This window comes from Sphingobacterium sp. UGAL515B_05 (assembly GCF_033097525.1).
Taxonomy (GTDB): Bacteria; Bacteroidota; Bacteroidia; order Sphingobacteriales; family Sphingobacteriaceae; genus Sphingobacterium.
This window is the reverse complement of record NZ_CP109907.1, coordinates 3,994,510-4,018,209: the sequence shown is the minus strand read 5'-3', so window position 1 is coordinate 4,018,209 and position 23,700 is coordinate 3,994,510. Positions and strand designations below refer to the sequence as shown.

Below are 23,700 nucleotides of genomic sequence, written 5' to 3'. Positions count from 1 at the left end.
TGAGATTAAAAATAAAATGCAGATTAAAATGGGATTAAAATTTAGTTCCGGCTTTGTAATATAATTCCGCTAGTGCCTTTCTGTAGTCTGTAACAAGCTTCTCTTGCTTGATACGCATTTCGATCAGCTTATTTTCCCTACTATTAACAACAAATAAGGTGGATTCCCCCAGTTCAAACTTATTTAATTCACCCCTAAGAAGCAGTTCCTGATTACTTATATTGATCGATTGAAGTTCAATCTGTTTACTGTAAGCATTTAAATCATTATACTTCTTAACGACTTCATTGTAAATATTTCTCTCGGTCGCAACCTGTTCAAATCGTAGCTGATCTTGCTTAATCCGTACTTCTTTGAGCTTCCCACGTTCAGCGCGAATAAAAAGTGGAAAAGCAAATTCAAAACCTACTTTATAATTCTGCCAATTAAAATCATACTGCGGTGGAACAAAGTCATTAAAACCGTGACGGCTAGAAATGAGCGTGCCTGACACATTGAATTTAGGTTTAAGCATTTCTTTTCGATAACGTTCCTCAAATAGAAGTTGTTGATTTTTACTCGCCAACTTGATCATTTCGGGATGAGCAATTTTCGCCGAATCAAGAAGTGCCTCGATCACACTTTTATCTGGCAAAATAACAGGATCTTCGAGCTTAAGCGGAATGGCATGATCGGGAAGTTCTACTGGAAATTGTTGGTCATTCCACAGATGATTGGACAATACAATTTTCGCGTTTTTAAGTTCAACTTCATACCTTGAAAGTTCTATCCGCCGTTCTTTTACAACGACCGAAGCTTCGATGGAATCAATTACAGGTTTATCTCCCAGCATCGTCTGCTCGCTGATTGCTTTAAACCGTTGATCAGCCAATTTTACACCCTCCAATAAAAGCTGATATTGCTGATAGGCAAAATACCAATTCCAATAATCTGAAAGCGCCTGAAACCAAATGGCATTTATTTGTTTTATCTTTTCACCTTCGAGGTAGCTGATCATAGCCTTTGCCTGCTGCAACGTATTTCTTCTGCTATCGACAATTAAACCTTGCCCCAACGGAATACTTAAACCGATTGCGGAAAGCCCGGCATTATTTGTTCGGGATTGCGGGTTTGTATACTCACCAACATTTCGATCATAAGCAATTTTCAGATCTGCGCCTGCTAACCAAAGTGGAATTTTCAACTCACTATTCCATTGATTGTAATAATCCGTATTGCCAAAATGCTTATTTTTAAAACTGGAATTTAACGTCGGATCAAACTTCCCTAACGCCTGTGTTACCTGGGCTTTTGCAGTTTCACTCAGCAGATTCACTTGTTTAACGATGGGATGATTGGCCATTAAAAGCTCTTCCATATCATCCACTGTAAAAGTATTCCTTGCTCCATATTCCTTTTCCTGAGCCGAAAGATGAGGAGAGAAAAAAAAGCACAACACGATAAAAATAAAATTCAATTTATTCATATAACAATTACTTTTTCTCCCTTTCTTTTGGTTCTCTTTCCAAACTCGGCGGAAAGCCATTCAACTGTCGCCATATCTCATACCATAATGGGACTTTATTTAAAATAACCCTTCCATAAGCACCTGAGCCCTGATTTAACTGAACAGGCCAAGGCTCATCTCCTTCCGGAACAGGATCTGTTGCGCGTATCAAAATCCTAAATCGGCCATTCGTACTACTCACTTTATCGATGACTGAAACTTTTCCAGCAAAGGTACCGACTGCGACAGACGGCCATCCGGAAAATTGGATCGATGGCCAGCCATCAAATTGTAGCCTTACATCACTTTCCGGCTCAATCAGTGGAACATCCATTGCGTTTACATAAAGCTCTACGGCAAGCAGTGGTTTTTTAGGCTGTAATGTCGCAACGGACTCTCCTTCCTTCATATTTTCACCAATTCCTGCCTTAAAGGTTTTTACAATAAAACCATCTTGTGGCGCCCTCACGACATATAACCCACGTCGTACATCAATATTGGATATCTCATTTCTCAGTTTGGCGATATCACCTTGTACTGAGGCTTTGGAGGAAAAGGCGGAACTTAAATCGGACTGCGCTTTCGCCAATGATTCATTGTACTTTGCACGGATATTGTTTAATTCGATACTGGCATTCGTTAATGATTGTCTTGAATTCGACAACTTGTTATCTGCACTTACAACTTTAGCTCGATCATTTTGCAGATTTAAGCGCCTTGTTTCGATATCTGTTAAGGAAAATAAACCGTCACGATAGCCCTCTTCGTACCGTTTAAGCCGCTTTTCACTGGTCTCAAAAAAGCTCATGACAGCGACCAATTCTGCGCTATCTATTTTTACCAGATTTTGAGCTTGAATCACCTTATTTTTAGCTGAGGCAAGCTGGAAATCAAGCCCATTTTTCAATGCGTCAATCTGTGCCTCAGTGGCTTTCATTTTTTGATTAGCAGCGTCTTCTCCGTTTTGTTTAGCATTCAATTGCTCTTCTAATCGCAATGGTAACATGGGATCAAAATAAGATTGAGAAGTCTCCGAAAGCACTAAAATCGTATCACCTTTCTTCACTTCCTGCCCTTCGGTAACCGCCCAATACTCAATGCGACCACCAATCTGATTTTGGATGGTCTGCGGTCTGTCCTGTGGACGTAAAGCGGTAACCGCTCCTACTCCAGGAATTGTCTGCCTCCATGGGAGAAAAAGTGCTAGTACAAAAACAATCCCAGAAAACACAAGAATTCGCCCCAAGACGAGGGATCCCCGCTCTTTCAATAACTTGCCAACTGCATCATCGGAAAGATCTCTCCATGAGAGCGTTTTCTGAGTCGAACGATCCTTATTAATCAACATAAACCGCAGCGTCCTCCTCCAACGCAAGATCCGTTACAGCCGCCAATTTGACAACGCCAGTAAGCATATCAAAAATCGTATTCAAATTTGTCATCAGTTTTTCAATGGCATAACCAATTTGAACGATGACAACTTCAGCAGCTACAAACTGACCAAAAGTCATTTGGCGCTCAACAACATAATAAGAACCCAGCAAGAGCATCGCTCCAAACAACAGGGTCCGAAGTAGGACAGAACCCATAAAAAAACGCTTTAAAACCTTAAAATGATCGTTCCTCGCCCCTAAATATTTATTGACAATATAATCTGTGGTTCTTGTCACTTCATTCATTTTCATCTCATCACCACGATAATGGTCAATTTTTCCGGCAACAGATTCCAAATAAGCAACTGTCTCATATTTGTATTCAGACTCTTCAATACTCGTCCTTAATCCTCTTTTATAATATAAGACAATTACCGCGATAACCGATAGAATGACAACCAGGCCAAAGGCCAAAAATGCGGGATGATAAAAGGACAGCAGCACCACACTAAAGAATATAGTAACGACCGCAGCGATGATATCAATCAAAAGTTTGATAATTCCCTTTTGAATAATGATAACATCAAAAAATCGGTTAACCAACTCCACAAGATTTTTTCCAAGTAACTCTTTAGGTTTTATTCTTGGGAGGCGATAAGAAAATTCAAGTGCCGATTTTAAGAAGATTTTTTGCTCTAAATACTCGACTAAGGTCAGTTGACCGATCAATAACGTACCCGCTACGATTACACCAAACAGGACAAAGGCAATTAAGATATAGGTAGAGCTATACATCGCTCCATTACTTAAAAAATTGAAAATCGCTGTGATTCCAATTGGAATCGTCAGACTAAAGATACCGATGACAATAGCATAAATAAATATAAAATTGATCGTTTTTCGTTCAGTATGTAATAAGCTGGCCAACCGTTGTAAAGGTGATGGTCCGCCTTGTATATGCCCCATAAAAATAGATAGAAGATAAGTTATAAATGATGAATTTCAGCTAAAAACAATGTTAAAAACTCCGATCGATCATTCAATTAGTCCGATTTCTCTGTTTCTAATACTTGGTTGTTCCTTAAATGAAATTGTAGAAGGAATTTGACTCTCGACTTTACGGAGTGCACTAGCGACATTAAAAAAATTGCGTGTTTTCTTTTTATAGGTATAATCACGTGGTATGATGACCTCATTTACAGACTGTCCTTTGAGGTAATGCTGCAAATAATGACTGTTATCGGTACCCAAAATATCTGCAAAAATACTGAGCTTACGGTTTTTATAGCGCTGATAGATTCCGCTACAGGCTTTTAAAAAAGATTCAGGCTGAAGTGTTTCCAATTGATCTTCCAATCCAATTCCGAGTAATTCACTCGCAGAAGTGCTGCTTTTATTGCCATACACAAGGATAATATCGATAGAATCAGCCATTGACTCTTCAATACTTTGACGCACAAAATGGAGTGAGTCAACTGTAAAATCACTAGGTATTAATATACGCGTTGTTTTAGCCATGCTTTTTTTTAGCAAAGTTAAAATGCACATATGGCAACGGAATGAATCTAAAATTAGCTTTCCATTAGAATGCGAGCAATAGGATTAAAATGAGATTAGAAATACGATCAAAATTAAAACTACATTAGAACCGAAGGTAAGTGGGTAGTTCAATTTCTACCGTAGTGCCTTCACTTACAACAGAATTGACCTTCAATGTACCACCATGCAGCTTAATAATATTTCTAGCCAAAGGAAGTCCAATACCATAGCCGTCAATGCCACTCGTATTGGACGCTCTAAAATAAGGATCGTAGATATGATCCAACTCGCGGGAGGGTATTCCGATACCTTTGTCTTTTATTAGAATAAACACTTTATTGTCCAATGCTCCTAAAGCAATATAAGCGGTTCTATCGGATGAATACTTACAGGCATTACTGATAATATTGGATAGCGCAAGCTGTAACAAAATTGCATTTCCATTCACCTTAAGTCGCATACTATCATCTGGTAAAAGGCTGAAATCTGTGATAATCTTAAATTTATCATTGATGGCCTTAACAGTCAGCTCGGCGTCCATCACGATCTGATCAATACGAACGGGGCTAAATGCGGTCGCATTATTCACAAAACCTGTACGCGCCAACAGTAAAAGTGCTTTTGTTTTCTTTTCCAAATGCTCTGCCGACTCAATGATCTTAAATAATGTTCGTTGGTACTCCGCTGTTGTTCGTTCTTTGGATAAAGCAAGATCGGCCTGTCCTATGATGGATGTCAATGGCGTATTTAACTCATGTGATGCATTGCTGATAAAGTTCTTTTGTGTTTCGAAAGAAGTTTCTAAGCGCGTCAACATCCGATTAAATGTGAGTGCCAGACCATGAAGCTCACCTTTATATTTATCCTCATCCAATCGCTTATAGAGATTTTCCGAACCAATCTTTTGCACCTCTTTCATCATGGTCAATATTGGCTTTAAGAACGAACGTTTCATAAAAACCGAAACAACGAATATAAAGAGAATCCCCAAAATCAGACTTATAATAAGCAGATTACGAAGGTAGGCCAAATGGTGTGTATAAAAATAATTTTCAGCGGAAGCGCCCACAATATACTTTCGACCATTTTGCGAAAAATATTTAGTTGAATAGAATTGATTACCCGACTTGAAATTTGAGCTTCCTTTTTTATTGATTTTATCCCAAAGTTCTTGATGAAATCCCTGGCTTCTTAAAATAGTACCATTGCTATCAAATTCCACCAAAAATTCATGCTGATTATTGAGATTTTCTATAAAATCAAGGCTCCACTGATCGGCCTGGGAGGCGGATTTACTATTCAGAAATTTTTCAGCAGCAATATTTCGCCGCAGATCCAGCCGTTTATAAAAATCTGTAAAAGCAAAATTTGTAACGGAATAAAAAATAAAGCCAACAAAACAACTCACATAAATAACCAGAATTGCAATGAGATAAATAAGCTTTCGATTATAATTGTGCATTTTTAAATATTCAATCTTCTATTTTTAGAACATATCCCATACCAATAACCGTATGGATCGCTTTTTTGCTCGTTATTTTTTCAATCTTTTTTCTCAAATAATTCACATAAACATCGACAACATTTGATCCAATATCGAAATTTATTCCCCATATTTTGTCCAAAAGCTCCGTTCTCTCAAACACCTTTTTGGGGCTCTGAATAAACAACAAGAGTAAACGATACTCCGTACTTGTGAGATTGAGTTCCTGCCCCTCACAGTAGGCTACTTTTTTATAATCATCAATACTTAGAAAACCATAACTAAATGTGTCTTTCGATGGCTGTAACTCACGTTGTGTTGCCTGTACAATAGACTGTTGCCTCCGTATCAATGAACGTATCCGAGCCTTCAATTCAATTAGCTTAAAGGGCTTGGAAAGATAGTCATCGGCACCATTATCGAGTCCGAGCACCACATTCTCCGGAGTACCAAGTGCAGTCAGCATCATAACAGGTAAATCGGTATACCCCCACTGTCTGATCTGCTTACAAATATCCAAGCCGTTAGTTCCCGGCAAAAGAATGTCCAATAGCACAAGAGAGACATCTTGCTTCGCCAAAAGCTGTTCCAGACCTTCCGAACGCCCCAGATGAATGACCCTATAGCCATCCTCGCCTAAGCCTTGTACGATCAAATCAGCAACATCCTGCTCATCTTCAACCAAAATAATTTTTTGCTCCTCCATATTCGTCATGATGTGTAGTTCTCTGTAATGAACTACGATCCAAACCATAAAAATAACGTTTTGACTCAAGAGACACAAATCCCATTTCGATTGAACATTCTAATCAACCGGTCTCTGCAGTGCTATCGTAAAAGAAGGCGCTGTTTTCCTAAATTGAGGTAGTTTATTAGGCTTCATTATTTTGAATTTTCGCCAAAATAATGAAGCATCTATTAATAGAGGATCAACCATGTATTAATAATACAATCTTAAGGATTGCTTAACCTAGTATTAATAAGTTTCAATGCAATATCCGCTATGGGCCAGCCTGTAATTTGAGCTTCCGCGTGCTTCGTCGAACTACATAGATGACTATAATGAAAATAATCCAATCTATCGCCGCGCTAGCTACGTAAATGCTATGTACACCAAAATATTTTGGCGCTATAATTAAGATAGGAATATAAAAAACAATCTGGCGCAATATGCTTATAAAAGTTGCAGGTTTGGCATCATCAATAGAAGGGAACCACACCATCGCCATAAAAATAAATGGAAGAACCAATAAAACACTCATGTAAATTCTGAAATCCATTAGCTGCTGTATTGAAAAAATTGCTCCTGGTATCATGATCGATATCACAGCAACGGGATGCAACATCACCAGCAACCAGCACGGAAGCAGAATCAGCAGTCCAGTAATGGCAAATAAACGGTACGAATTGATACTTCTCGTATACTGCCCAGCACCATAGTTCATCCCTGTTACAGGCTGCAAAGCCCGCATAAGCCCCCATAGTGGAGTATTTAATAAAATATAAAACCGATTGACCGCTGTAAAAAACGTAATATCCAAATCATTTCCGTAATTGGCCAATGCGTTGAAGACAACAATATTCTGGATTACAATCATGACCATCATGACAAACCCGGGCATTCCTAACGAAAACGTTTCTTTTAAAATCGATAAATCCCAAGATAAAGACCAAAACTTTGTTTTGAACGAAGCCTTTCCCCCAGCGTAATACCATACACCTAAAAATGTGTAGATGATCATCGATATATTGGTTGCCCAAGCTGCTCCTGAAACACCCCAACCAAAGTGTTCTATAAAAACCGGTTTAAGTAAGACATCAACAAGCAATCCTATTGCAATCATCCAGGCTGCAGTTTTCATACGACCCTCTGCACGAATAATCATGTTGAGTGCCAGGCCATAAATCCAGAAAAAACTACCCAATATGGTTGCCCGAAAGTAATCCACCCCAAGAGCCAATATCTCACCTCGACCGCCCATCATGTAGACCAATTTGTCGGCAAATACATAGCAAGGGAGCGTAATTATAAGAGAGAAAATAATCGTCAAAAAATGCACCGTACCAAATGACCTATGTAATTTCTCCTGTTGATCCCCACCTATCCAAATACTGATTGCCGCCCCCATACCTGTTCCGATCAGGGTACCAAAACCTTGCGCAAATTGGGCCAAAGGATAGGTTACACCGACTGCTGCCAACGCTGTATTGTTAATCAGATGACCAACAAAAATACCATCCAGAAAATTGTTCAGACCATACAGGACCATTGCAATCACGGCAGGCCACGACATCTGCCACATCACCCTACTTAACTTGCCACGTAAGATCAGTTGTTTCTGTTTCTCCATAACCTATCGTAAACGTTAGGCCTGGATTTCTTCACTCTCACTACGGCGATCAGTAGCAGATTTATCTTCAGCAACTCCAGCTTTCCAATACGAATAAGCATAAAGCTCTTCTCTTCCCCAACCGAGATCCTTACGCAAATAATTGCGAATCTCCTTAACTGTCGAAAATTCAGCAGCGACATAAGCAAATTTATCCTTTAGGGGCAAGGATCTGATCTTCACCAAATCCGCCAAAAGGCTACCTTCCTGTGGCGTATCATTATGTAACCAGATAAAATCAATAGCAGCCTTAGTCTTCAATTGCTGTATATCTTCGCTACCATGTACTTCAATCATACAGATTCCCTTTGCCGAAGGTGGCAAATCTTCTAAGATTGCTCCCAGAACAGGAATTGCAGTTGCATCCCCAACTAGGAGATAGTTCGCCGCAACTTCATATAGGGACGTCTTACCTGCTTTCATCAGAATCCCGAGCGCATCGCCAGGTTTTGCAGCCATAGCCCAAGCGGAAGCTGGCCCCTCATCACCATGGGCAACGAAATCAATCCATACCTCATTTCTATCAAGGTTGATACCGCGATGTGTATAAGTTCGAACTGTTGGCCTAATCGCTTCATCCATCGGCTTCCACTGCCCTCGTTCATAATCAAATTCTGGAAAATAAATGCGATCTACATGCTTTGGCGGAATCAAGATCTTGTTATTGACTCCGACGGTCGTATTAGCGATTTGATCTACACCATCACCAGTCAAATAAACACGAATATAATGTGGCGTCAGGTATTCTTTTCTACTTACAGTCAGGGCGAGCTGTATTACTTTCATTTCAGTTTTTCCCATGATTTTCTAATTACATACATATTTGATCAAAAGATTTCTATTAAGAATCTTTCTAAACAAAGGTAATTATTCGACTTTTATCAAACCCGATTCATGCGCTATTAAAACTTCCGTAAGAAGGAATAAAAGGTCCGTAAAGTGTGAAAAAAGCTATTCCACATCACAAGGTATTTTTTAGCTTACTCGGTGGGATTCCAAATTTACGTTTAAAGGCGTCCGAAAAATGGCGTTGATTTTTGTAACCGACCAAATCAGAAACTTCACCGATTGTTCGATCTTCATCTAAGATCAGTTTCTTGGCATGTTCCATTTTTGCGTCATGCCAAAAACCAAAAACAGTCGTACCAAAGAGTTCCTTAAAACCTTTTTTCAATGTGAATTCATTGGTACCCACCAGATGCGCAAGATTGACCAAGGTACTATTGGTGTCCATATTTTTTAGAAGAAACTCACGAACGGCATATATCTTATCGATGTCGGCTTTTTTTAACGAAACTGCTACAGAATCCTCTTCCTGAAACTGTTCCAATTGAAGAAGCAAGAGCTCCATAATCTTTGCTTCCAGGAAAATTTTCTTAAAAATTCCCTTTCGTTGACAATTAATTATCTCGTTGATAATTTGATACATATCGTGGGTAATCCGTCTATGCATATTGGTCAGCAACCCCGATTTACCACGGTCAATGGCATTCCGAAAATCTGCAAAGAATTTAGCATCTTCGGGCAGGAACCTTTTAAAAAATTCGGGCGATAAATTTATTTCACATATCTGAAACTCCTGATTCCCCCACTCCATTTGACCACACATTGAATTTCCGTAAATAATATTATGCTGGTAGGTCTCAAAATTTACACCTAAGGGCATCATTTCGCCACTCGCCCGACTATTGCCTTTTAAGGCAAAGTGCATTTCAACCGTTTCAAAATCACTTTCAAAACGAAACCGCATCCGTTTAAATAACTGTGCATGACCGTAACCAATATGAATACCGTCGAAGAAAACCTCCTTGTAAAAACCTTTTCCAAAAGTAGTATCCAAATGTGTGACAGATTCATAAATTCCCGTGTCGACGGAAAAGCAGGTACTTGGGTAAGTCCGCTCCAATAATAAACTGGGTGAATCAATATCATATAATCTTAGTGCCATTTTTAATTCCTTTTAGGATTCAAATAGTCTTACGCACATTAGCAATAAATCTTAGTAGAAATATTCCCTTCGACGGACATTTTACTCCTTTAAGCAGACCCCATAACAATAGAATGACTGCTATCTTTGACTAAAGTATAAAATTATTTAGAATCATTCTTAATTATTTTAAAAATATTTCACTATGGATACAAATAGAAATCAGGATATGGCAGAAAACTTTCCACTCATCCAGGATAGCATTTATAATAACATCAAGATTGCCAATCCACATGCAACGAAACATGACATTATTTTAGCTGCAGAAAAAGCGAAAGTCTTAGATTTCGCCTGGGAATTTCCAAAGGGGCTCGACACATGGATTGATGATAGCAGATATCCTTTATCCAGCATACAACAACAACAAATCCAACTGGCCCGTAAATATTTAAGGGCATTGTCATAATGACAATGCCCTCCTTATGTTATGCCGTTTAGTGTACTGCGGTGACATAACTATTTAATCACCTCAGTTTACAATAACCAGCCCTTCACGAGATCGTTATGTTTCTTCACCCATTCTTTTGCCGTAAATGCTTTGTCCTGGCTTCCCTGCATTTGTGACAACAAATCAGCCATTGTTGATTCATCAAAATAGACTTTGGAGAAAAATCGGGCTAGCTCAGGCTGCTCAATGTTAAAGTCTCCCCGTGCAAAAATTTTAATTTGCTCGGCATCACCCAATGTCTTTTTGGGGTCATCCAAAAACTTCAATTTCATTTTAGCAAACATCCAATGCGGCTGCCAACCAGCTACCACAATCCAACGTTTTGCTTTGATCGCATTTTGCAATTCCGTGATCATAGCTACGGTAGATGAATTTACATGCTTATAATCGAGGCTATAATCTTTGATCACCTGATCCACGGCACGTGTTATTCCAGCCCCTTTTTCTATTCCAATGATCCGTTTATCAAACTCTTTTTCATGTTTTTTCAACCCTTCAATTCCATCAATTGTTACGTAATCCGGTACAACAAGTCCATTTCGCGCATGGTTATAACTCGTTCCAAGCTCTTCAATATTGGGGAATTTAGCCACTTTACTTCCATGGGTCAATGGCAGCCAGACATCCATATATAGATCTGTATCACCATTGTTCATCGAGGCTAAGATCATATCTGGTGTAGCGCGTTGGATAACGACATGATACCCCTTTTCTTCCATAATAACTTTTGCGACCTCGGTCATTGCGACTCCTTCGGCCCAGCCATCGACCATACCGATATGAATAATATTTTTATTCCGGCCTGTGCTGCATGAAGCAAGCAACAACACCATCAGACACAACACCATACTTTTTATTTTCCTCATATTATGCTTTCTTTTTTACAAAGCCCTGCGTGATTCGATCCAAAATAATAGCGAGAATCACAACGGACAAACCACTTTCAAAACCAAGACCAATATCCAAGTTGTTAATACCTTCAAGCACTTTTTCTCCCAAGCCACCAGCAGCAATCATTCCAGCAATAACAACCATCGATAAAGACAGTAATATGGTCTGATTGATCCCTGCTAAGATTGTTTTTGTAGCCAAGGGCAGCTCTACTTTAAATAAGATCTGACTATTGGTTGCTCCAAATGAACGTGCAGCTTCCACGATATCTTTTGGAACCGCATCAATCCCTAAAGTCGTCAAACGGACGGCAGGTGGCATGGCGAAAATAATGGTAGCAAAAGCTCCCGGGACTTTACCGATACTAAAAAATAACACCGCTGGAATCAAGTAAACAAAGGCAGGCATCGTCTGCATCAAGTCAAGTAAGGGCCGAATGATTTTCGCTGCTAGTTTATTCTTCGCGGCCCACACGCCCAAAGGAACTGATATAACCAATGCTGTCAGTGTAGCGACCAAAACCAGGGCCAAAGTCTCCATCGTTGCAATCCAAAATCCCATCAGATAGATCAATGTTAATCCCACCAACGTTGTCAATGCAACCCCTTTCCCAGATTTCCACCAGGCTAAACCTGTAAATAATGCGATGATAATAAAAAAAAGGTATCGTTGTTAGCACCCATTCCAGTCCAATAATGGATGCATTCCCCGTATTTTTTATCAAGTTAAAAAATGGTTCTAAATGATCTGTCAGCCAATTGACGGCTACAGCGATGTATTGTCCTATATCGATTACTTTATTCATTTCTACTGATTATTTGCTTTCTCTTTTAATTCAATAATTTCTTCTTCATTATACTTTGTCGCTTCGATAATCAACGATGTCTGTGTTACGATCCCCAACAAACGATTATGTTCATTCACCACAGCGATTGGCGACCGGATCTCCGATATCAGGGGCAACATTTCTTCAACGGTCACCTCTTTTGATACGGTTGGAACGGTAGTATGTATAATGGATTCTACGGTAGGTTCCCTACGCTTTGCAGATTGAATGACTTCACTCATGTGAACAAAACCAAGAAAAGTCTCATGAGCATCAACTACAGGGAGAATTTCAATTCCTGTCGACCGCATTTTCCGTAGAGCCCCCTCAGGGCCATCTTTTTTGAAACGTACAACAGTAGGTTTCTCAAACATCAGTGAACCTGCCGAAATGATAGACTTACGATCCACTTTTTCGACGAAGGCTTTAACATAGTCACTTGCTGGATTTGTCAAGATATCTTCCGCGGTACCGATCTGTTCGATGACACCATCTTTCATAATAGCAATACGATCGCCCAATTTGATTGCTTCATCAAGATCATGGGTAATAAAAACGATCGTTTTCTGTAAATTATCCTGCAGCTCCAATAACTGATCTTGCATTTCTGTTTTAATCAGCGGATCTAGTGCAGAAAATGCCTCATCCATCAGTAATACTTCGGGATCATTGGCAAGCGCCCGAGCCAGTCCAACCCGCTGTTGCATACCACCAGATAACTGAGACGGTAACTGTTGCTCAAATCCACTCAGTCCTACTACATCAAGTGCTTTCTGAGCCTTGGATTCCCGTTTTTCCCGTTCTTCTCCTCTTAGTTCTAAACCAAAAGCGGCATTGCTCAATACGGTGTGATGTGGCAACAGACCAAACTTCTGAAAGACCATACTCATTTCTGTCCTACGGACTTCAAGAAGATCTTTATTATTTTTCCCTGTAATATCCTCTCCATTGATAAATACCTTTCCGGATGTAGGTTCGTTCAATCGATTAAGACAACGGAGCAGGGTAGATTTACCACTGCCCGATAGTCCCATTATTACAAAAAATTCACCCTCGAAGATTTCAAAATTAGCTTTGTTGATTCCGATCGTGCAATCTGTCTTTGCCAAGATTTCCTTTTTGGAGAAACCCTCATTTAGTAATTTCAAAGCTTGCTTCTTCTGTTTTCCGAAAACAAGTACCAAGTCTTCAACTTTTACTTTTACCTTGCTAGTTTTATCCATTCTTTAATTTTTTTTAACATAAGTAAACAAAAAGAGCATGAGTAATCCACTAAGGCCATACGCCTACGCTATTTTCTTACAAATAAAAATATCCCTACGGTTGAGTTCGTTTGATCGAAATCTTACTCGTACAGTTCAATCAACTTATTAACTAACATACTTTACTCTCGGTTCGGTAAGAGCAATGATGAAAAAGAAACTAATCTTTTAAAGACGAAATGCTCCATTAAAAAAGCATCCCCAAAATATACTTCAACAAGTATAACGAACAACCTAGGCTGTGCCAAAGGCACAAAGCCATAGCGGAATAAATTCACGCCATTCTGTCTTTTGACAGTACAAAGGTACGAAAAATAAATTAAACGTCTTTTTCACACCATATAAACCTATTTTACAACAACTTATAAAAACAAAAATGAGATCTGATTTTTTGAAGATAAAATCAGTAAACTTGGTAGCTAAAACAGCCGGTCTCGCAACCCATATTGTACACATAATTCCTTTATCTTTTCCGCAAATGCCTGTCGATAATAGTTGGGAAGCTTACCGTCCGGACCAAACAATTGTTGGTATTTTTCCACGAGCTGTGGATAGTGTTTTTCAACCGCACGCATAACCAAAGTCCGATTATCACCAGGGTCAGAACCATATAACGCCAAGGTTGCTGGAAAAATATAATTTGCATCAACGGATCGAAAAGTCGAAAACATCTGATCAAGATGAGCTCCTGTATCTGAAATAAAAGGCAACAAAGGCATTAAACTTACGCCACTACACAATCCCATCATCCGTGCCTGGCTCAAGGTATTCAGACGAAGCTCGGGCGATGGTGCTCCCGGTTCAAATATTCTGGCAATTTCTGAATCGATGGTCGAAAATGAAAAGGTAATAATGGCACCATGGGTTAATTTACCTTGCAGATCAAATGGGAGTATCGCTTCAGCATCGATCTGGTTCAATAAATCAAAATCTCTACTGACAAGATCCGATTTGGTGATAATATGTACCGGAAAACGATAATGTAATATAATTTCCAACAATTGCCGCGTCAGTAACTCCGTCTGTTCAAATTGCAGATAAGGATCTGTTGCAGACGACAGTACAATTATTCCATATTGTTTTTTACGGGCACGGAGCGCTAAAGCACGATCCAACAAATCAATCGCGTTCTGTTTGACACTTAGCTTTTCAGCCATATTTACCCCATATTTGCTGCCCCTGATATAACAATATAGACAGTTAAAAGAGCATCCACTATAGGGATTTAAAGTATAGTCATCAAGAAACCAAGGATCTCTCCGTTTTGTTTTGTTAAGAATGGATTTAGCAATTACACGCTGCATACGGAACTTTACGTTTACTGAAAATCTATCTTATAAAACAGATTTTAACATACTAAGTTAATTCAAAATTACGACTAAGAGACAAAAAATAATTTCATAGAATTATTCTCCTAAATAAATTTCACAAAACTCCTTTCGGCTACATATTCCCTCAATTTGGCGATTTTTATTAGACGCGCTTTATGGAAGTTTGTATTACAAATACAAAGAAACATGACACAAAATACGCAAAGTAAAATCTGGTTTATCACGGGCAGTTCGCGCGGATTCGGGAAAATCTGGACAGAGGCAGCGCTCCAGCGAGGCGACAAAGTAATTGCTACCGCACGACGACTCTCTTCCATCGCCTATCTCAATGAGAAATATGGAGACAACGTATTGACACTGGAATTGGACGTTACCGATACCGAAAAAGTAAAAACTGTTGTACAACAGGCATATGATCACTTTGGCCAGTTAGACATTGTCCTTAACAATGCAGGTTACTCTCTGGTTGGAACTATTGAGGAAGCTAGCATGGACGATATTCGAAAACAATATGAAACAAATATCCTTGGACCGGTCGCTGTCATTCAAGCTGTTTTACCATTATTACGTCAGCAAGGACATGGTCACATCTTAGGTACATCAAGTAGCTTAGGCCATGTCACGCTACCTGTGATCGGATACTATTGTTCCTCAAAATGGGCATTTGAAGCAATACACGAAAGTTTAGCGCTTGAAGTCAAAGCGTTTGGCATCAGAGTAACCATCATAGAACCCGGAGCCTACGCCACAGAATTTGGGAGTCAGGAATCACTACAATTTGCTGAAACATTAGATCCTTACCAGGATTTTAAAGCCCAATTTTTTACTGATTTAGGAAAAATGGAGAAAGGCGATCCGAATGCAACTCCAGCTGCAATCTTCAGTATTGTTGACACAGAAAATCCTCCCTTGCGGTTTAATCTAGGAAATGGGAATCTATCTTGGGTAAGTAGTGTATATGCCGAAAGGATTACCACATGGAAAGAATGGGATACTGTTTCAGCCCAAGCTCAAGGCGTTTCCAAGTAAGTAATCCCTATGTCAATAATTCATTCTCGTTTACATTATCGGCTATTGTAAACGAGAATTACGTAAATTCAAAAATGAAAAAAGAACAAAAAGCTCTTCCAAAGATGGAATCCCTATCGGATATTCACCGTGCTTTTGGCCTTCCAACACCGGCCCACCCCTTGGTTAGCATGGTGAATGGCAGCACTCATCAGGTGATGCTCAACAATATTCCTCAACCGCATGTATTGAATTTTTACAAAATATCCTACAAACCGAGTGTTAAAGGAAAACTCATCTATGGACAAGGTTACTATGACTTTGACGAAGGTGGACTTCTGTTTGCCGCTCCAAATCAAATTATAGGGAACCACGGCGCAAATGAAGGCGAAGTATGCTCACAATATACCCTTTTGATACATCCTGATTTCTTTTGGGGATATCCGCTAGCAAAAAAAATAAAACAATACGGCTTTTTTTCTTATACCACAAATGAAGCCCTACATTTATCCGAAAAAGAAAAAGACCGAATTATTTCCATCTTCCGGCACATCGATGAAGAATTAACTAGCCGAATCGATGACTTTAGTCAAGATGTGATTATTTCCCACATTGAATTACTTTTAAATTATGCCAACCGATTTTATAAAAGACAATTTATCACACGAAAAGCGATTAATACGAACTTAATAGCCAAACTTGATGAAATATTGGAAACATATTTCTCTAACAATATTTCTACCAAACAAGGCATCCCAACGGTACAGTATCTTGCTGAACGCCTACACATTTCGGCCAGTTATTTAAGCGATATGCTCCGTTTGCAGACCGGTGAAAATACGCAACATTTCATCCATGATAAAATAATTGACAAAGCAAAAGAGAAATTATCCATCACAAACCTATCCGTAAGCGAAGTTGCTTACGACTTGGGCTTTGGCCATCCCCAATCATTTAACAAGTTATTCAAAGCGAAGACAAATATGTCTCCTTTGGCCTTCCGAAAATCTTTTCCCCAACCAAATAAGTAGGTAAATACGAGAAAAATAGGTGATATAGCACAAATAATTGCAAATATTTCATTTTCAATACCTAATAAAGGCATTTATTCATTACCTTTATACTATTGAAACAAAACTCAACCCCAGCCATGTTTATCGGCGCAGTCAAATGGTTCGACAATAACAAAGGATTTGGTACTCTTGCGTTACCTTCCGGAGAAGAACTCTTTGTGCATATACGCAGGTTTAAAGTTCCTCCAGAACATATTATTCAACCTGGAGAAGTTATTGTTGGCGATAAGAAACCCGACCCTAAAAGGAGCGGTTATCTCGCCCAGAACTGCAGGATTCTCAAAAGGCCCGAAGATTGGAAATTCGTTATCTCCCTCCTCGACAAAGAACACACCGTACTCCTCCCCGACAGCCACGGTCGAGAACAAAAGCATAACTTAACCTCATTAACAGCAAGACAACTTTTAAGAATCCAGCCCAGAGAACATATTGTGGCCATGCTGACCGCTAATTTTGATGTTCATTTTGATAGTTCAATTTTCATTTCCTATGCCGAATTGATCGACAAAAGCATTACTGGTGTTTTTGAGAAAGAAACCGCTTACGATATACTTTCCAAGGTGTTCGAATACTTTGGGAAACATGTCTCACATCAAATCCTATTTCGCGTATGGAAAGAAAGCATGTTTAGGTACATCGGCTATCCGGCAGAAGGCGACTACGAAATCCCTGAGCTTGTATTTAATCTGAATGCTACCGAAATCAATTGTGAAGATCTAGCGAGAATAAACACTTACAGCTTTGGCAAATCTTTTTGCACTGATTTTGTAAATGCTTTATTTGATGACATAGAAACAATGGACAAAAAGGATATTGAACCATTGTTACCTTATATTGAGTTTTTGGAGAATGAGGATTCTATTGAAAAAATACAGACGCTGCTGCAAGAATGGCTGAAACTATTTAATGTCGTAAAATCAGCATGCAATCCGCCTCAATATAATAAGCGAGATCAGACAAAGAATCTGAACGATTGATTATCCTTCGTATGATAATAATTCAATATCTACGAAGGATAAGTTCTTCACCTAGAGATCTCTTAGTATGCTGTCAGGTGTTTAAGAATGATTGATACCCATTCCACCGTCCAAAACAAAATCAGCGCCAGTGATGTAAGATGCATGTTCACCACTCAGATAAACAACCATTTTAGCGACGTCTTCCGCTGTACCTATCTTTTTGAGTGGAGATTCAGCAGCCAACTTATTCCAAATATTTTCGACAGTCAGCTGGTCATAATTCTTGTTAAGCACATCTGTCCTGGTCGGACCCGGACTCACCGTGTTTACACGAATTTTACGGTTTGCAAGCTCCATTGCTGCTGTTTTGGCAAAGGAATTAACGGCCGCTTTACTCGCTTGGTAAATCGAACTCGCTGGCATATTTAAGGTAGCTACATTAGAAGAAAGAATAACGACAGACGCACCATCGCGAAGTAGTGGGATAAATCTACTCAACATAAAATATGAGCCTTTTAAATTGATATCCATTACTGCATCAAAATTCGCTTCTGATGCTTCAGCAATAAAACCTCCTTCACCTGTAATACCGGCGTTGATAAATAGGACATCAATATATCCAAACCGATCTTCTATTTCCTGAGCAAGTTTTTCAATATCTTGCAGTATAGCCTGATCCGCCACGTAGGCTGTTGCTCCTATCCGCTCAGCAGCTTGATCAATAGCTTGTTTTCTTCTGCCTGTAATAATAACTTGTGCTCCATTTTCACTAAACTCCTTTGCTGTTGCGAAACCAATTCCACTATTCCCTCCCGTAACTAAGACGACTTTGTTTTGTAAATTTTCCATTGTTCTATTTTTTTGACAAATATATCGGGTATTTGATATACATTTGATACCAGTATAATAGAGTATACCAAAATTACCATGGAAAGAAATCAAGTAGAAGAACTAAGAGCATTACAGGACACCCTGTATTTTATAGGCGGAAAATGGCGTATTCCCATTATCAATTCACTATGCAACGGTAATAAACGGTTTCGAGAAATTGAACGAAGTATCCCCGGTATCACGACGCGTATGCTGTCCAAAGAATTGAAAGATATGGAACTCAACAAGCTTGTTAACAGAAAGGTCTATCCAGATAGCCCGGTACTGGTTGAATATCATCCGACTGCCTATTGCCGGACATTTGGTAATATCATCCAAGAAATGATTAACTGGGGCCGAGAGCACAGAAAGGTGATTATTGAAGAATCTGTAGAATAGACTTTTGAGCTCTATTCTACAGATTTAAATCGAAGTGCAGTAAGACTGAGTTTATCACCATCCCCTTCCACTAAAGAAACAGTAATTTTGTAGCGCCCCGGAACCTTAAATTTCATCCATCCCCAAGGGTACCAATTATACACGGAAGAGGCCGCTTGCTGATTCTGCACGATCTCCCCAGCCGAGTTTTCGATCTTCCACACCACTCTCCCCTGCCCCGTATAATTGAGATCAATTTGATAATAGCCTGGCTTAACAATGTCTATAGCATACGTTAGTTTACTTTCATCAGTCCATTTCCCTACTTGAACCACATGCTTCCATTCACCGAATTTTTCCATCCAGGACTTTCCAGTTTTATTACATCCTTTAACTTCAGCAAAATCAACAGGCACAATTGTCTCCATGGCCGGATCAACTCCCAACATGTTATCAATAACGGGTATTTCCTGCATAACTACCTCAATGACAGAAACCAATGGGTCGGGAGCTACACCTGGCGTATTGATTTTTAACCATTTTCCATCGAACGTGTAATTCAAGGACTTTTTGCCGTTGGAAGTTAAAAGGCTAATCGACTTTATCCCTTTTGTTAAGCCCGGAACAAACAACTTTCCATTGGTCGGCCAATGATAGACCAACAATGAAATTTTATGTCCCTGTACAGTAGCATCTCCCCAGGGTAAGGCATGCCCCCAAGGTGACGCCTGTGCGCCATAAACGGTCTCTGGATATTTTCGGATCCAGGCACCCGCACCGCGCAACGCTAAGCTCGCTGGCTCTGGAATAGTCCCGTCGGGTTTAGGCCCAACATTTAACATATAGGTCCCTCCCCGACCAATAGTCGACAATGTACGTGACAAGATCTCACGAGCACTCTTCCAATTATTGTCGTACCAAGCATAACCCCAAGAATCGTTGGTTACATCTACTGCTTCCCAAAGCCCCGGAACATTCTGCCGCGGCACTTCCATATCTCCTAAAGTAGAATAATCACCAAGCCCGTGCCCAACTCGTCCTGACACATACGCCCCAGGTTGATTTTTATGAACCAATTCGACAAGTTTTTGTGCGTATTTCTTATCCATCCCACCTGGAGTATCGAACCAGACCAATTCTATCGGTCCATACTCCGTTGTAATCTGATTCACCTCAGGATAACATTTTTCCCAAAAATAATCATCAAATGTTTTCGGCTGACCAGCTGCATTCACCTTGGGGCCACCATTTCCGCCAGGATAAGTCCAATCCTGATTTTGCGAATAATAGAACCCAAAACCAATTCCCCCCTCTTTACAGGCTTTTGCGAGCTCAATCATTGGATCACGCTTAAAATCAGTAGCCTCAACAATATTAAAAGAATTCACCTTAGAATGAAACATTGAAAATCCATCGTGATGTTTACTTGTAATCACGATGTAACGCATTCCCGCATCTTTTGCAAGCTGCACAATAGCTTTAGCATCAAAATGATCTGGACGGAAAGAACCCGCAGCAGCCATATAGTCCGCAACAGGGATATTGGCCATGCTCTTGTTCATGAGCCACTCCCCTATGCCATAAAACGTTTTTCCCTGCCAGGTATTTGCCAGCTGCGAATAGATTCCCCAATGGATAAACATCGCATATTTGCCTTCACGGAACAGTTTCCCTCTATTTTGGGCGATCGGTTTATTTCCCCCTTTACCATTCCACATCTGTTCCATCTGTTGCGCTGAAACCTGGTTCACAACCAACCCCGACAGTGCTAGACAAAACAATATCTTTTTAACAGCTATTTTTAACATCTTAGACTTTGGGCAGGTTATAACCATTATGATAAACTTTCGCCAGGTACTGGTCTGCATCCTTATCATTGAAACTGCGCTTTTGTTTGTCCCAGAACAATTTCTTTTTGGCCCGATAAGCAATATTTCCCATTTGTGAGAATATCGCGATATGTGCCCCAGCTTCTATCGGAGCATGTAAACCTTCCACGGATTTCTTTCTAACTGCTTCAACAAAATTAACCATATGCTTGTCCAATCCATTGTCCTGTGAACGTTGAAAAGACACAGCATCCATTCGCCCTTTCTCCGGGATAACTTCCCAACCCTCACGATTGACCACCAAGGTACCATTATTGCCAATGAAAGCAACTCCGTGAGTCTTCTGGTAAGGACCCAAATCTATACCTGTTGCCTGCTCCCATTGAACATTAAATCCATCAAACTCGTATACCGTTGTTAAACTATCCGGTGTTTCAGCGGCATCGTCAGGATAAGCAAATTTACCGCCAGCAGCCATAACCGAAACAGGATCTGATACTTTCATTCCGATCAGCGCATAATCCAACATATGTACCCCCCAATCGGTCATCAAGCCACCTGCATAATCCCAATACCATCTAAAATTGAAGTGAAAACGATTGGGATTAAATGCACGTTTTGGTGCTGGCCCCAACCATTTATCATAATGTACTCCCGTAGGAACAGGAGCGTCTGCCTGAACCGGGATACTCTTCATCCAACCTTGATAAGCCCAAGCCTTAACAAGACGTATTTTCCCCAATTTTCCGCTATGAACAAAATCCATGGCATCTCTGAAATGTTGTTGGCTTCGTTGCCATTGCCCTACCTGTACAACACGTTTATGCTTTTTAGCAGCTGCAACCATAATTTCGCATTCCCGAATGGAGTTTCCAATCGGTTTTTCGACATATACATCTTTTCCGGCCGCAACAGCATCAACCATTTGCATACAATGCCAATGATCAGGTGTAGCGACAATAACAACATCAACGTCATTTGCTTTTAGGAGGTCTGTATAATCGATATAAGTCTTCACATTGATATTGCGTTTCTTTAATTCCTCAGCTCGATTCTTTAAAACATTTTCATCGACATCGCATAATGCCGTACACAGCACACCTGGTACTTTCAAGATGGCATTCAGATTAGACCAGCCCATACCGTTGGTACCGATCAGCCCTACACGGATCGTATCAGCTTGAAAACCGAATACTTTTGTTTGTGCAAAAAGCGCCGATGCTGCCAATAGGCTCGTATTTCGGATAAATTCTTTTCTCTTCATTGTTTAGTTTGGTTTATATTGATATTGTGTATTCATTACTAGGAAGACGATTATCTTGGGATCCCCCCTAGCGAGATTACTAATATAACATTTAGTCTTTAGGATGAAAAATATTAATCCAAACAAAATAGCTGAAATATAACACTTTGAATGCTGTAGATAATTTCTATATTTGTTAAAACCAATCATAAAACCATGGGCCGAAGAACTTGTCTTTCTCCTCCAGCAAAATAATATAGCGCGATGTCAAACGAATAATGGCTTCCGATCAGGAGCAAATTCGGATGATATAAGGATTAACTATTTATTTAGCTTTTAAATTTCCCTTTATGGGAAAGACATTTCTCTTATGAAAAAATCATATTTAGTACTTCATACCGCAGTACTGCTCGCAGGCTTCACCGGTGTTTTCGGCAAGCTCATTACCCTCAATCAAATTCCACTCGTCTGGTTTCGGGTCTTACTTTCAACAATCATCTTATTCCTCGTTGTCAAATTATTCAAAATTGAGCGTTTAAAATCCACTAAAGATGTGTTTAAAATTGCGAAAGTCGGCGTATTAATCACCATCCACTGGATATTTTTTTATGGTAGCATCAAGTTTTCCAACATTTCCATTGGCGTTGTTTGCTATTGCCTGACCAGTTTCTTTACCGCTGTATTGGAGCCAATCATCAACAAGAAAAGATTAAGCGCAGCACAGCTCATGTTAAGTATGCTGACATTGATCGGAATCAGTTTAATCTTTCATTTTGATAGCTCTTATCAACTTGGAATTATTTTGGGTGTAATTTCAACTATTTTTGCGGCTCTATATACCATTTACAACGAGCGATTAGTCAAACAATATGACAGTAAATTGCTCAATTTTTATCAGATGCTTAGTGGCACCATTGTATTGGGATTTGGGCTGCCCATTTTCTATTATCTATTTCCTACCGAACGTTTTATACCGAGCTTTTCTGATGGGGTCTATTTAATCTTGCTAGCTTTATTGTGTACGGTTGGCCTCTATGTTCTTTTTGCTGAATCGCTCAAGAAGTTATCTGCATTTACGGTCAATTTGAGTTTCAATCTCGAGCCCATCTATTCGATTATCATTGCTTTTTTATTCTTCAACGAAGGCAAACAAGTCAATGCTTCCTTCTATGTTGGACTCGCTCTTGTACTCGTTTCTGTTCTTCTCCAAACGATGCGCTCCATCAGAAAAAAAGCTTAATAGTTCCTTATTCCATAGGCAAACATCGCATTGATTGCCTATGGAACCTCTATTTTAACATTCAGAAAAGAATTAAGTTTCATC

The 23,700-nt window shown here is 39.6% G+C and carries 23 protein-coding genes; 6 read left to right on the top strand and 17 right to left on the bottom strand.

Translation table 11 applies throughout. The features are described from left to right. Window positions 1-34: 34 nt before the first annotated feature. From OK025_RS16220 to OK025_RS16180, 9 genes are all read right to left on the bottom strand, one after another. The gene (locus OK025_RS16220; protein WP_317665322.1) at window positions 35-1,465 is read right to left on the bottom strand and encodes a TolC family protein; all 1,431 of its coding nucleotides are present in this window, start codon (window positions 1,463-1,465) and stop codon (window positions 35-37) included. Window positions 1,466-1,472: 7 nt separating this feature from the next. After that, window positions 1,473-2,834, bottom strand: coding sequence for an HlyD family secretion protein (locus OK025_RS16215; RefSeq protein WP_317665320.1), 1,362 nt, complete (start codon window positions 2,832-2,834; stop codon window positions 1,473-1,475). Beyond that, entirely contained in the window at window positions 2,824-3,825 is a 1,002-nt protein-coding gene (locus OK025_RS16210) for an ABC transporter transmembrane domain-containing protein (protein ID WP_317665318.1), read from the bottom strand. Before OK025_RS16210 ends, OK025_RS16215 begins: the two co-directional genes overlap by 11 nt. A 69-nt stretch (window positions 3,826-3,894) precedes the next feature. Beyond that, window positions 3,895-4,377: a hypothetical protein gene (locus OK025_RS16205; RefSeq protein ID WP_317665316.1), complete on the bottom strand. Its 483-nt coding sequence runs from the start codon at window positions 4,375-4,377 to the stop codon at window positions 3,895-3,897. A gap of 124 nt (window positions 4,378-4,501) precedes the next feature. Continuing rightward, complete coding sequence (locus tag OK025_RS16200) at window positions 4,502-5,860, bottom strand: ATP-binding protein (protein WP_317665314.1); 1,359 nt, start codon at window positions 5,858-5,860, stop codon at window positions 4,502-4,504. Between the two features lie 10 nt (window positions 5,861-5,870). After that, window positions 5,871-6,635 carry a response regulator transcription factor gene (locus OK025_RS16195; protein WP_235032803.1) on the bottom strand — a complete coding sequence of 255 codons (765 nt, stop codon included), beginning with the start codon at window positions 6,633-6,635 and terminating at the stop codon, window positions 5,871-5,873. Window positions 6,636-6,882: 247 nt separating this feature from the next. After that, window positions 6,883-8,232, bottom strand: coding sequence for an MATE family efflux transporter (locus OK025_RS16190; protein ID WP_317665310.1), 1,350 nt, complete (start codon window positions 8,230-8,232; stop codon window positions 6,883-6,885). A 15-nt stretch (window positions 8,233-8,247) separates the two neighbouring features. Continuing rightward, window positions 8,248-9,072: a siderophore-interacting protein gene (locus OK025_RS16185; RefSeq protein WP_317665308.1), complete on the bottom strand. Its 825-nt coding sequence runs from the start codon at window positions 9,070-9,072 to the stop codon at window positions 8,248-8,250. A 160-nt stretch (window positions 9,073-9,232) separates the two neighbouring features. Then, window positions 9,233-10,219 (bottom strand): AraC family transcriptional regulator, encoded by a 987-nt coding sequence (locus tag OK025_RS16180; RefSeq protein ID WP_317665305.1) that lies wholly within the window; start codon window positions 10,217-10,219, stop codon window positions 9,233-9,235. Window positions 10,220-10,403: 184 nt separating this feature from the next. Here OK025_RS16180 and OK025_RS16175 point away from each other — a divergent pair, with 184 nt between their 5' ends. Then, window positions 10,404-10,664: a hypothetical protein gene (locus OK025_RS16175; RefSeq protein ID WP_317665303.1), complete on the top strand. Its 261-nt coding sequence runs from the start codon at window positions 10,404-10,406 to the stop codon at window positions 10,662-10,664. 68 nt (window positions 10,665-10,732) lie between these two features. Here OK025_RS16175 and OK025_RS16170 read toward each other — a convergent pair whose 3' ends face one another. From OK025_RS16170 to OK025_RS16150, 5 genes are all read right to left on the bottom strand, one after another. Continuing rightward, a complete protein-coding gene (locus OK025_RS16170) occupies window positions 10,733-11,572 on the bottom strand; it encodes a glycine betaine ABC transporter substrate-binding protein (protein ID WP_317665301.1) in 840 nt (279 codons plus the stop codon). A 1-nt stretch (window position 11,573) separates the two neighbouring features. Continuing rightward, complete coding sequence (locus OK025_RS16165; RefSeq protein ID WP_317665299.1) at window positions 11,574-12,158, bottom strand: ABC transporter permease; 585 nt, start codon at window positions 12,156-12,158, stop codon at window positions 11,574-11,576. Further along, window positions 12,052-12,402 carry a hypothetical protein gene (locus tag OK025_RS16160; protein ID WP_317665297.1) on the bottom strand — a complete coding sequence of 117 codons (351 nt, stop codon included), beginning with the start codon at window positions 12,400-12,402 and terminating at the stop codon, window positions 12,052-12,054. Before OK025_RS16160 ends, OK025_RS16165 begins: the two co-directional genes overlap by 107 nt. A gap of 2 nt (window positions 12,403-12,404) precedes the next feature. Continuing rightward, window positions 12,405-13,646 (bottom strand): glycine betaine/L-proline ABC transporter ATP-binding protein, encoded by a 1,242-nt coding sequence (locus tag OK025_RS16155; RefSeq protein ID WP_159727732.1) that lies wholly within the window; start codon window positions 13,644-13,646, stop codon window positions 12,405-12,407. Window positions 13,647-14,104: 458 nt separating this feature from the next. After that, entirely contained in the window at window positions 14,105-14,989 is an 885-nt protein-coding gene (locus OK025_RS16150) for a radical SAM protein (RefSeq protein WP_411567675.1), read from the bottom strand. Window positions 14,990-15,202: 213 nt separating this feature from the next. On the opposite strand from OK025_RS16150, the gene OK025_RS16145 reads away from it, so the two are divergent. The 3 genes from OK025_RS16145 to OK025_RS16135 all read left to right on the top strand — a co-directional run bounded on the left by OK025_RS16145 (window position 15,203) and on the right by OK025_RS16135 (window position 18,074). Further along, a complete protein-coding gene (locus tag OK025_RS16145) occupies window positions 15,203-16,045 on the top strand; it encodes an SDR family NAD(P)-dependent oxidoreductase (RefSeq protein ID WP_317665292.1) in 843 nt (280 codons plus the stop codon). A 74-nt stretch (window positions 16,046-16,119) separates the two neighbouring features. Further along, the gene (locus tag OK025_RS16140; RefSeq protein WP_317665291.1) at window positions 16,120-17,055 is read left to right on the top strand and encodes a helix-turn-helix domain-containing protein; all 936 of its coding nucleotides are present in this window, start codon (window positions 16,120-16,122) and stop codon (window positions 17,053-17,055) included. Between the two features lie 95 nt (window positions 17,056-17,150). Next, a complete protein-coding gene (locus OK025_RS16135) occupies window positions 17,151-18,074 on the top strand; it encodes a cold shock domain-containing protein (RefSeq protein ID WP_317665290.1) in 924 nt (307 codons plus the stop codon). A gap of 81 nt (window positions 18,075-18,155) precedes the next feature. On the opposite strand, the gene OK025_RS16130 is transcribed toward OK025_RS16135, so the two are convergent. After that, the gene (locus OK025_RS16130; protein WP_317665289.1) at window positions 18,156-18,905 is read right to left on the bottom strand and encodes an SDR family oxidoreductase; all 750 of its coding nucleotides are present in this window, start codon (window positions 18,903-18,905) and stop codon (window positions 18,156-18,158) included. Window positions 18,906-18,983: 78 nt separating this feature from the next. Here OK025_RS16130 and OK025_RS16125 point away from each other — a divergent pair, with 78 nt between their 5' ends. Further along, a complete protein-coding gene (locus OK025_RS16125) occupies window positions 18,984-19,325 on the top strand; it encodes a helix-turn-helix domain-containing protein (protein WP_317665288.1) in 342 nt (113 codons plus the stop codon). A gap of 11 nt (window positions 19,326-19,336) precedes the next feature. Here the strand turns inward: OK025_RS16125 and OK025_RS16120 are convergent, their stop codons facing one another. Continuing rightward, window positions 19,337-21,112: an alpha-L-fucosidase gene (locus OK025_RS16120; RefSeq protein ID WP_317665286.1), complete on the bottom strand. Its 1,776-nt coding sequence runs from the start codon at window positions 21,110-21,112 to the stop codon at window positions 19,337-19,339. Between the two features lies 1 nt (window position 21,113). After that, window positions 21,114-22,397: a Gfo/Idh/MocA family oxidoreductase gene (locus OK025_RS16115; RefSeq protein WP_317665284.1), complete on the bottom strand. Its 1,284-nt coding sequence runs from the start codon at window positions 22,395-22,397 to the stop codon at window positions 21,114-21,116. A 349-nt stretch (window positions 22,398-22,746) separates the two neighbouring features. Here OK025_RS16115 and OK025_RS16110 point away from each other — a divergent pair, with 349 nt between their 5' ends. Beyond that, entirely contained in the window at window positions 22,747-23,616 is an 870-nt protein-coding gene (locus OK025_RS16110; RefSeq protein WP_317665282.1) for a DMT family transporter, read from the top strand. Window positions 23,617-23,700: the final 84 nt, after the last annotated feature.

Coding starts and splice junctions, on each gene's coding strand:
- OK025_RS16220 (WP_317665322.1), bottom strand. CDS start 1,465: ATGAATAAATTGAATTTTATTTTTATCGTGTTGTGCTTTTTTTTCTCT.
- OK025_RS16215 (WP_317665320.1), bottom strand. CDS start 2,834: ATGTTGATTAATAAGGATCGTTCGACTCAGAAAACGCTCTCATGGAGA.
- OK025_RS16210 (WP_317665318.1), bottom strand. CDS start 3,825: ATGGGGCATATACAAGGCGGACCATCACCTTTACAACGGTTGGCCAGC.
- OK025_RS16205 (WP_317665316.1), bottom strand. CDS start 4,377: ATGGCTAAAACAACGCGTATATTAATACCTAGTGATTTTACAGTTGAC.
- OK025_RS16200 (WP_317665314.1), bottom strand. CDS start 5,860: ATGCACAATTATAATCGAAAGCTTATTTATCTCATTGCAATTCTGGTT.
- OK025_RS16195 (WP_235032803.1), bottom strand. CDS start 6,635: ATGGTTTGGATCGTAGTTCATTACAGAGAACTACACATCATGACGAAT.
- OK025_RS16190 (WP_317665310.1), bottom strand. CDS start 8,232: ATGGAGAAACAGAAACAACTGATCTTACGTGGCAAGTTAAGTAGGGTG.
- OK025_RS16185 (WP_317665308.1), bottom strand. CDS start 9,072: ATGGGAAAAACTGAAATGAAAGTAATACAGCTCGCCCTGACTGTAAGT.
- OK025_RS16180 (WP_317665305.1), bottom strand. CDS start 10,219: ATGGCACTAAGATTATATGATATTGATTCACCCAGTTTATTATTGGAG.
- OK025_RS16175 (WP_317665303.1), top strand. CDS start 10,404: ATGGATACAAATAGAAATCAGGATATGGCAGAAAACTTTCCACTCATC.
- OK025_RS16170 (WP_317665301.1), bottom strand. CDS start 11,572: ATGAGGAAAATAAAAAGTATGGTGTTGTGTCTGATGGTGTTGTTGCTT.
- OK025_RS16165 (WP_317665299.1), bottom strand. CDS start 12,158: ATGGGATTTTGGATTGCAACGATGGAGACTTTGGCCCTGGTTTTGGTC.
- OK025_RS16160 (WP_317665297.1), bottom strand. CDS start 12,402: ATGAATAAAGTAATCGATATAGGACAATACATCGCTGTAGCCGTCAAT.
- OK025_RS16155 (WP_159727732.1), bottom strand. CDS start 13,646: ATGGATAAAACTAGCAAGGTAAAAGTAAAAGTTGAAGACTTGGTACTT.
- OK025_RS16150 (WP_411567675.1), bottom strand. CDS start 14,989: ATGCAGCGTGTAATTGCTAAATCCATTCTTAACAAAACAAAACGGAGA.
- OK025_RS16145 (WP_317665292.1), top strand. CDS start 15,203: ATGACACAAAATACGCAAAGTAAAATCTGGTTTATCACGGGCAGTTCG.
- OK025_RS16140 (WP_317665291.1), top strand. CDS start 16,120: ATGAAAAAAGAACAAAAAGCTCTTCCAAAGATGGAATCCCTATCGGAT.
- OK025_RS16130 (WP_317665289.1), bottom strand. CDS start 18,905: ATGGAAAATTTACAAAACAAAGTCGTCTTAGTTACGGGAGGGAATAGT.
- OK025_RS16125 (WP_317665288.1), top strand. CDS start 18,984: ATGGAAAGAAATCAAGTAGAAGAACTAAGAGCATTACAGGACACCCTG.
- OK025_RS16120 (WP_317665286.1), bottom strand. CDS start 21,112: ATGTTAAAAATAGCTGTTAAAAAGATATTGTTTTGTCTAGCACTGTCG.
- OK025_RS16115 (WP_317665284.1), bottom strand. CDS start 22,397: ATGAAGAGAAAAGAATTTATCCGAAATACGAGCCTATTGGCAGCATCG.
- OK025_RS16110 (WP_317665282.1), top strand. CDS start 22,747: ATGAAAAAATCATATTTAGTACTTCATACCGCAGTACTGCTCGCAGGC.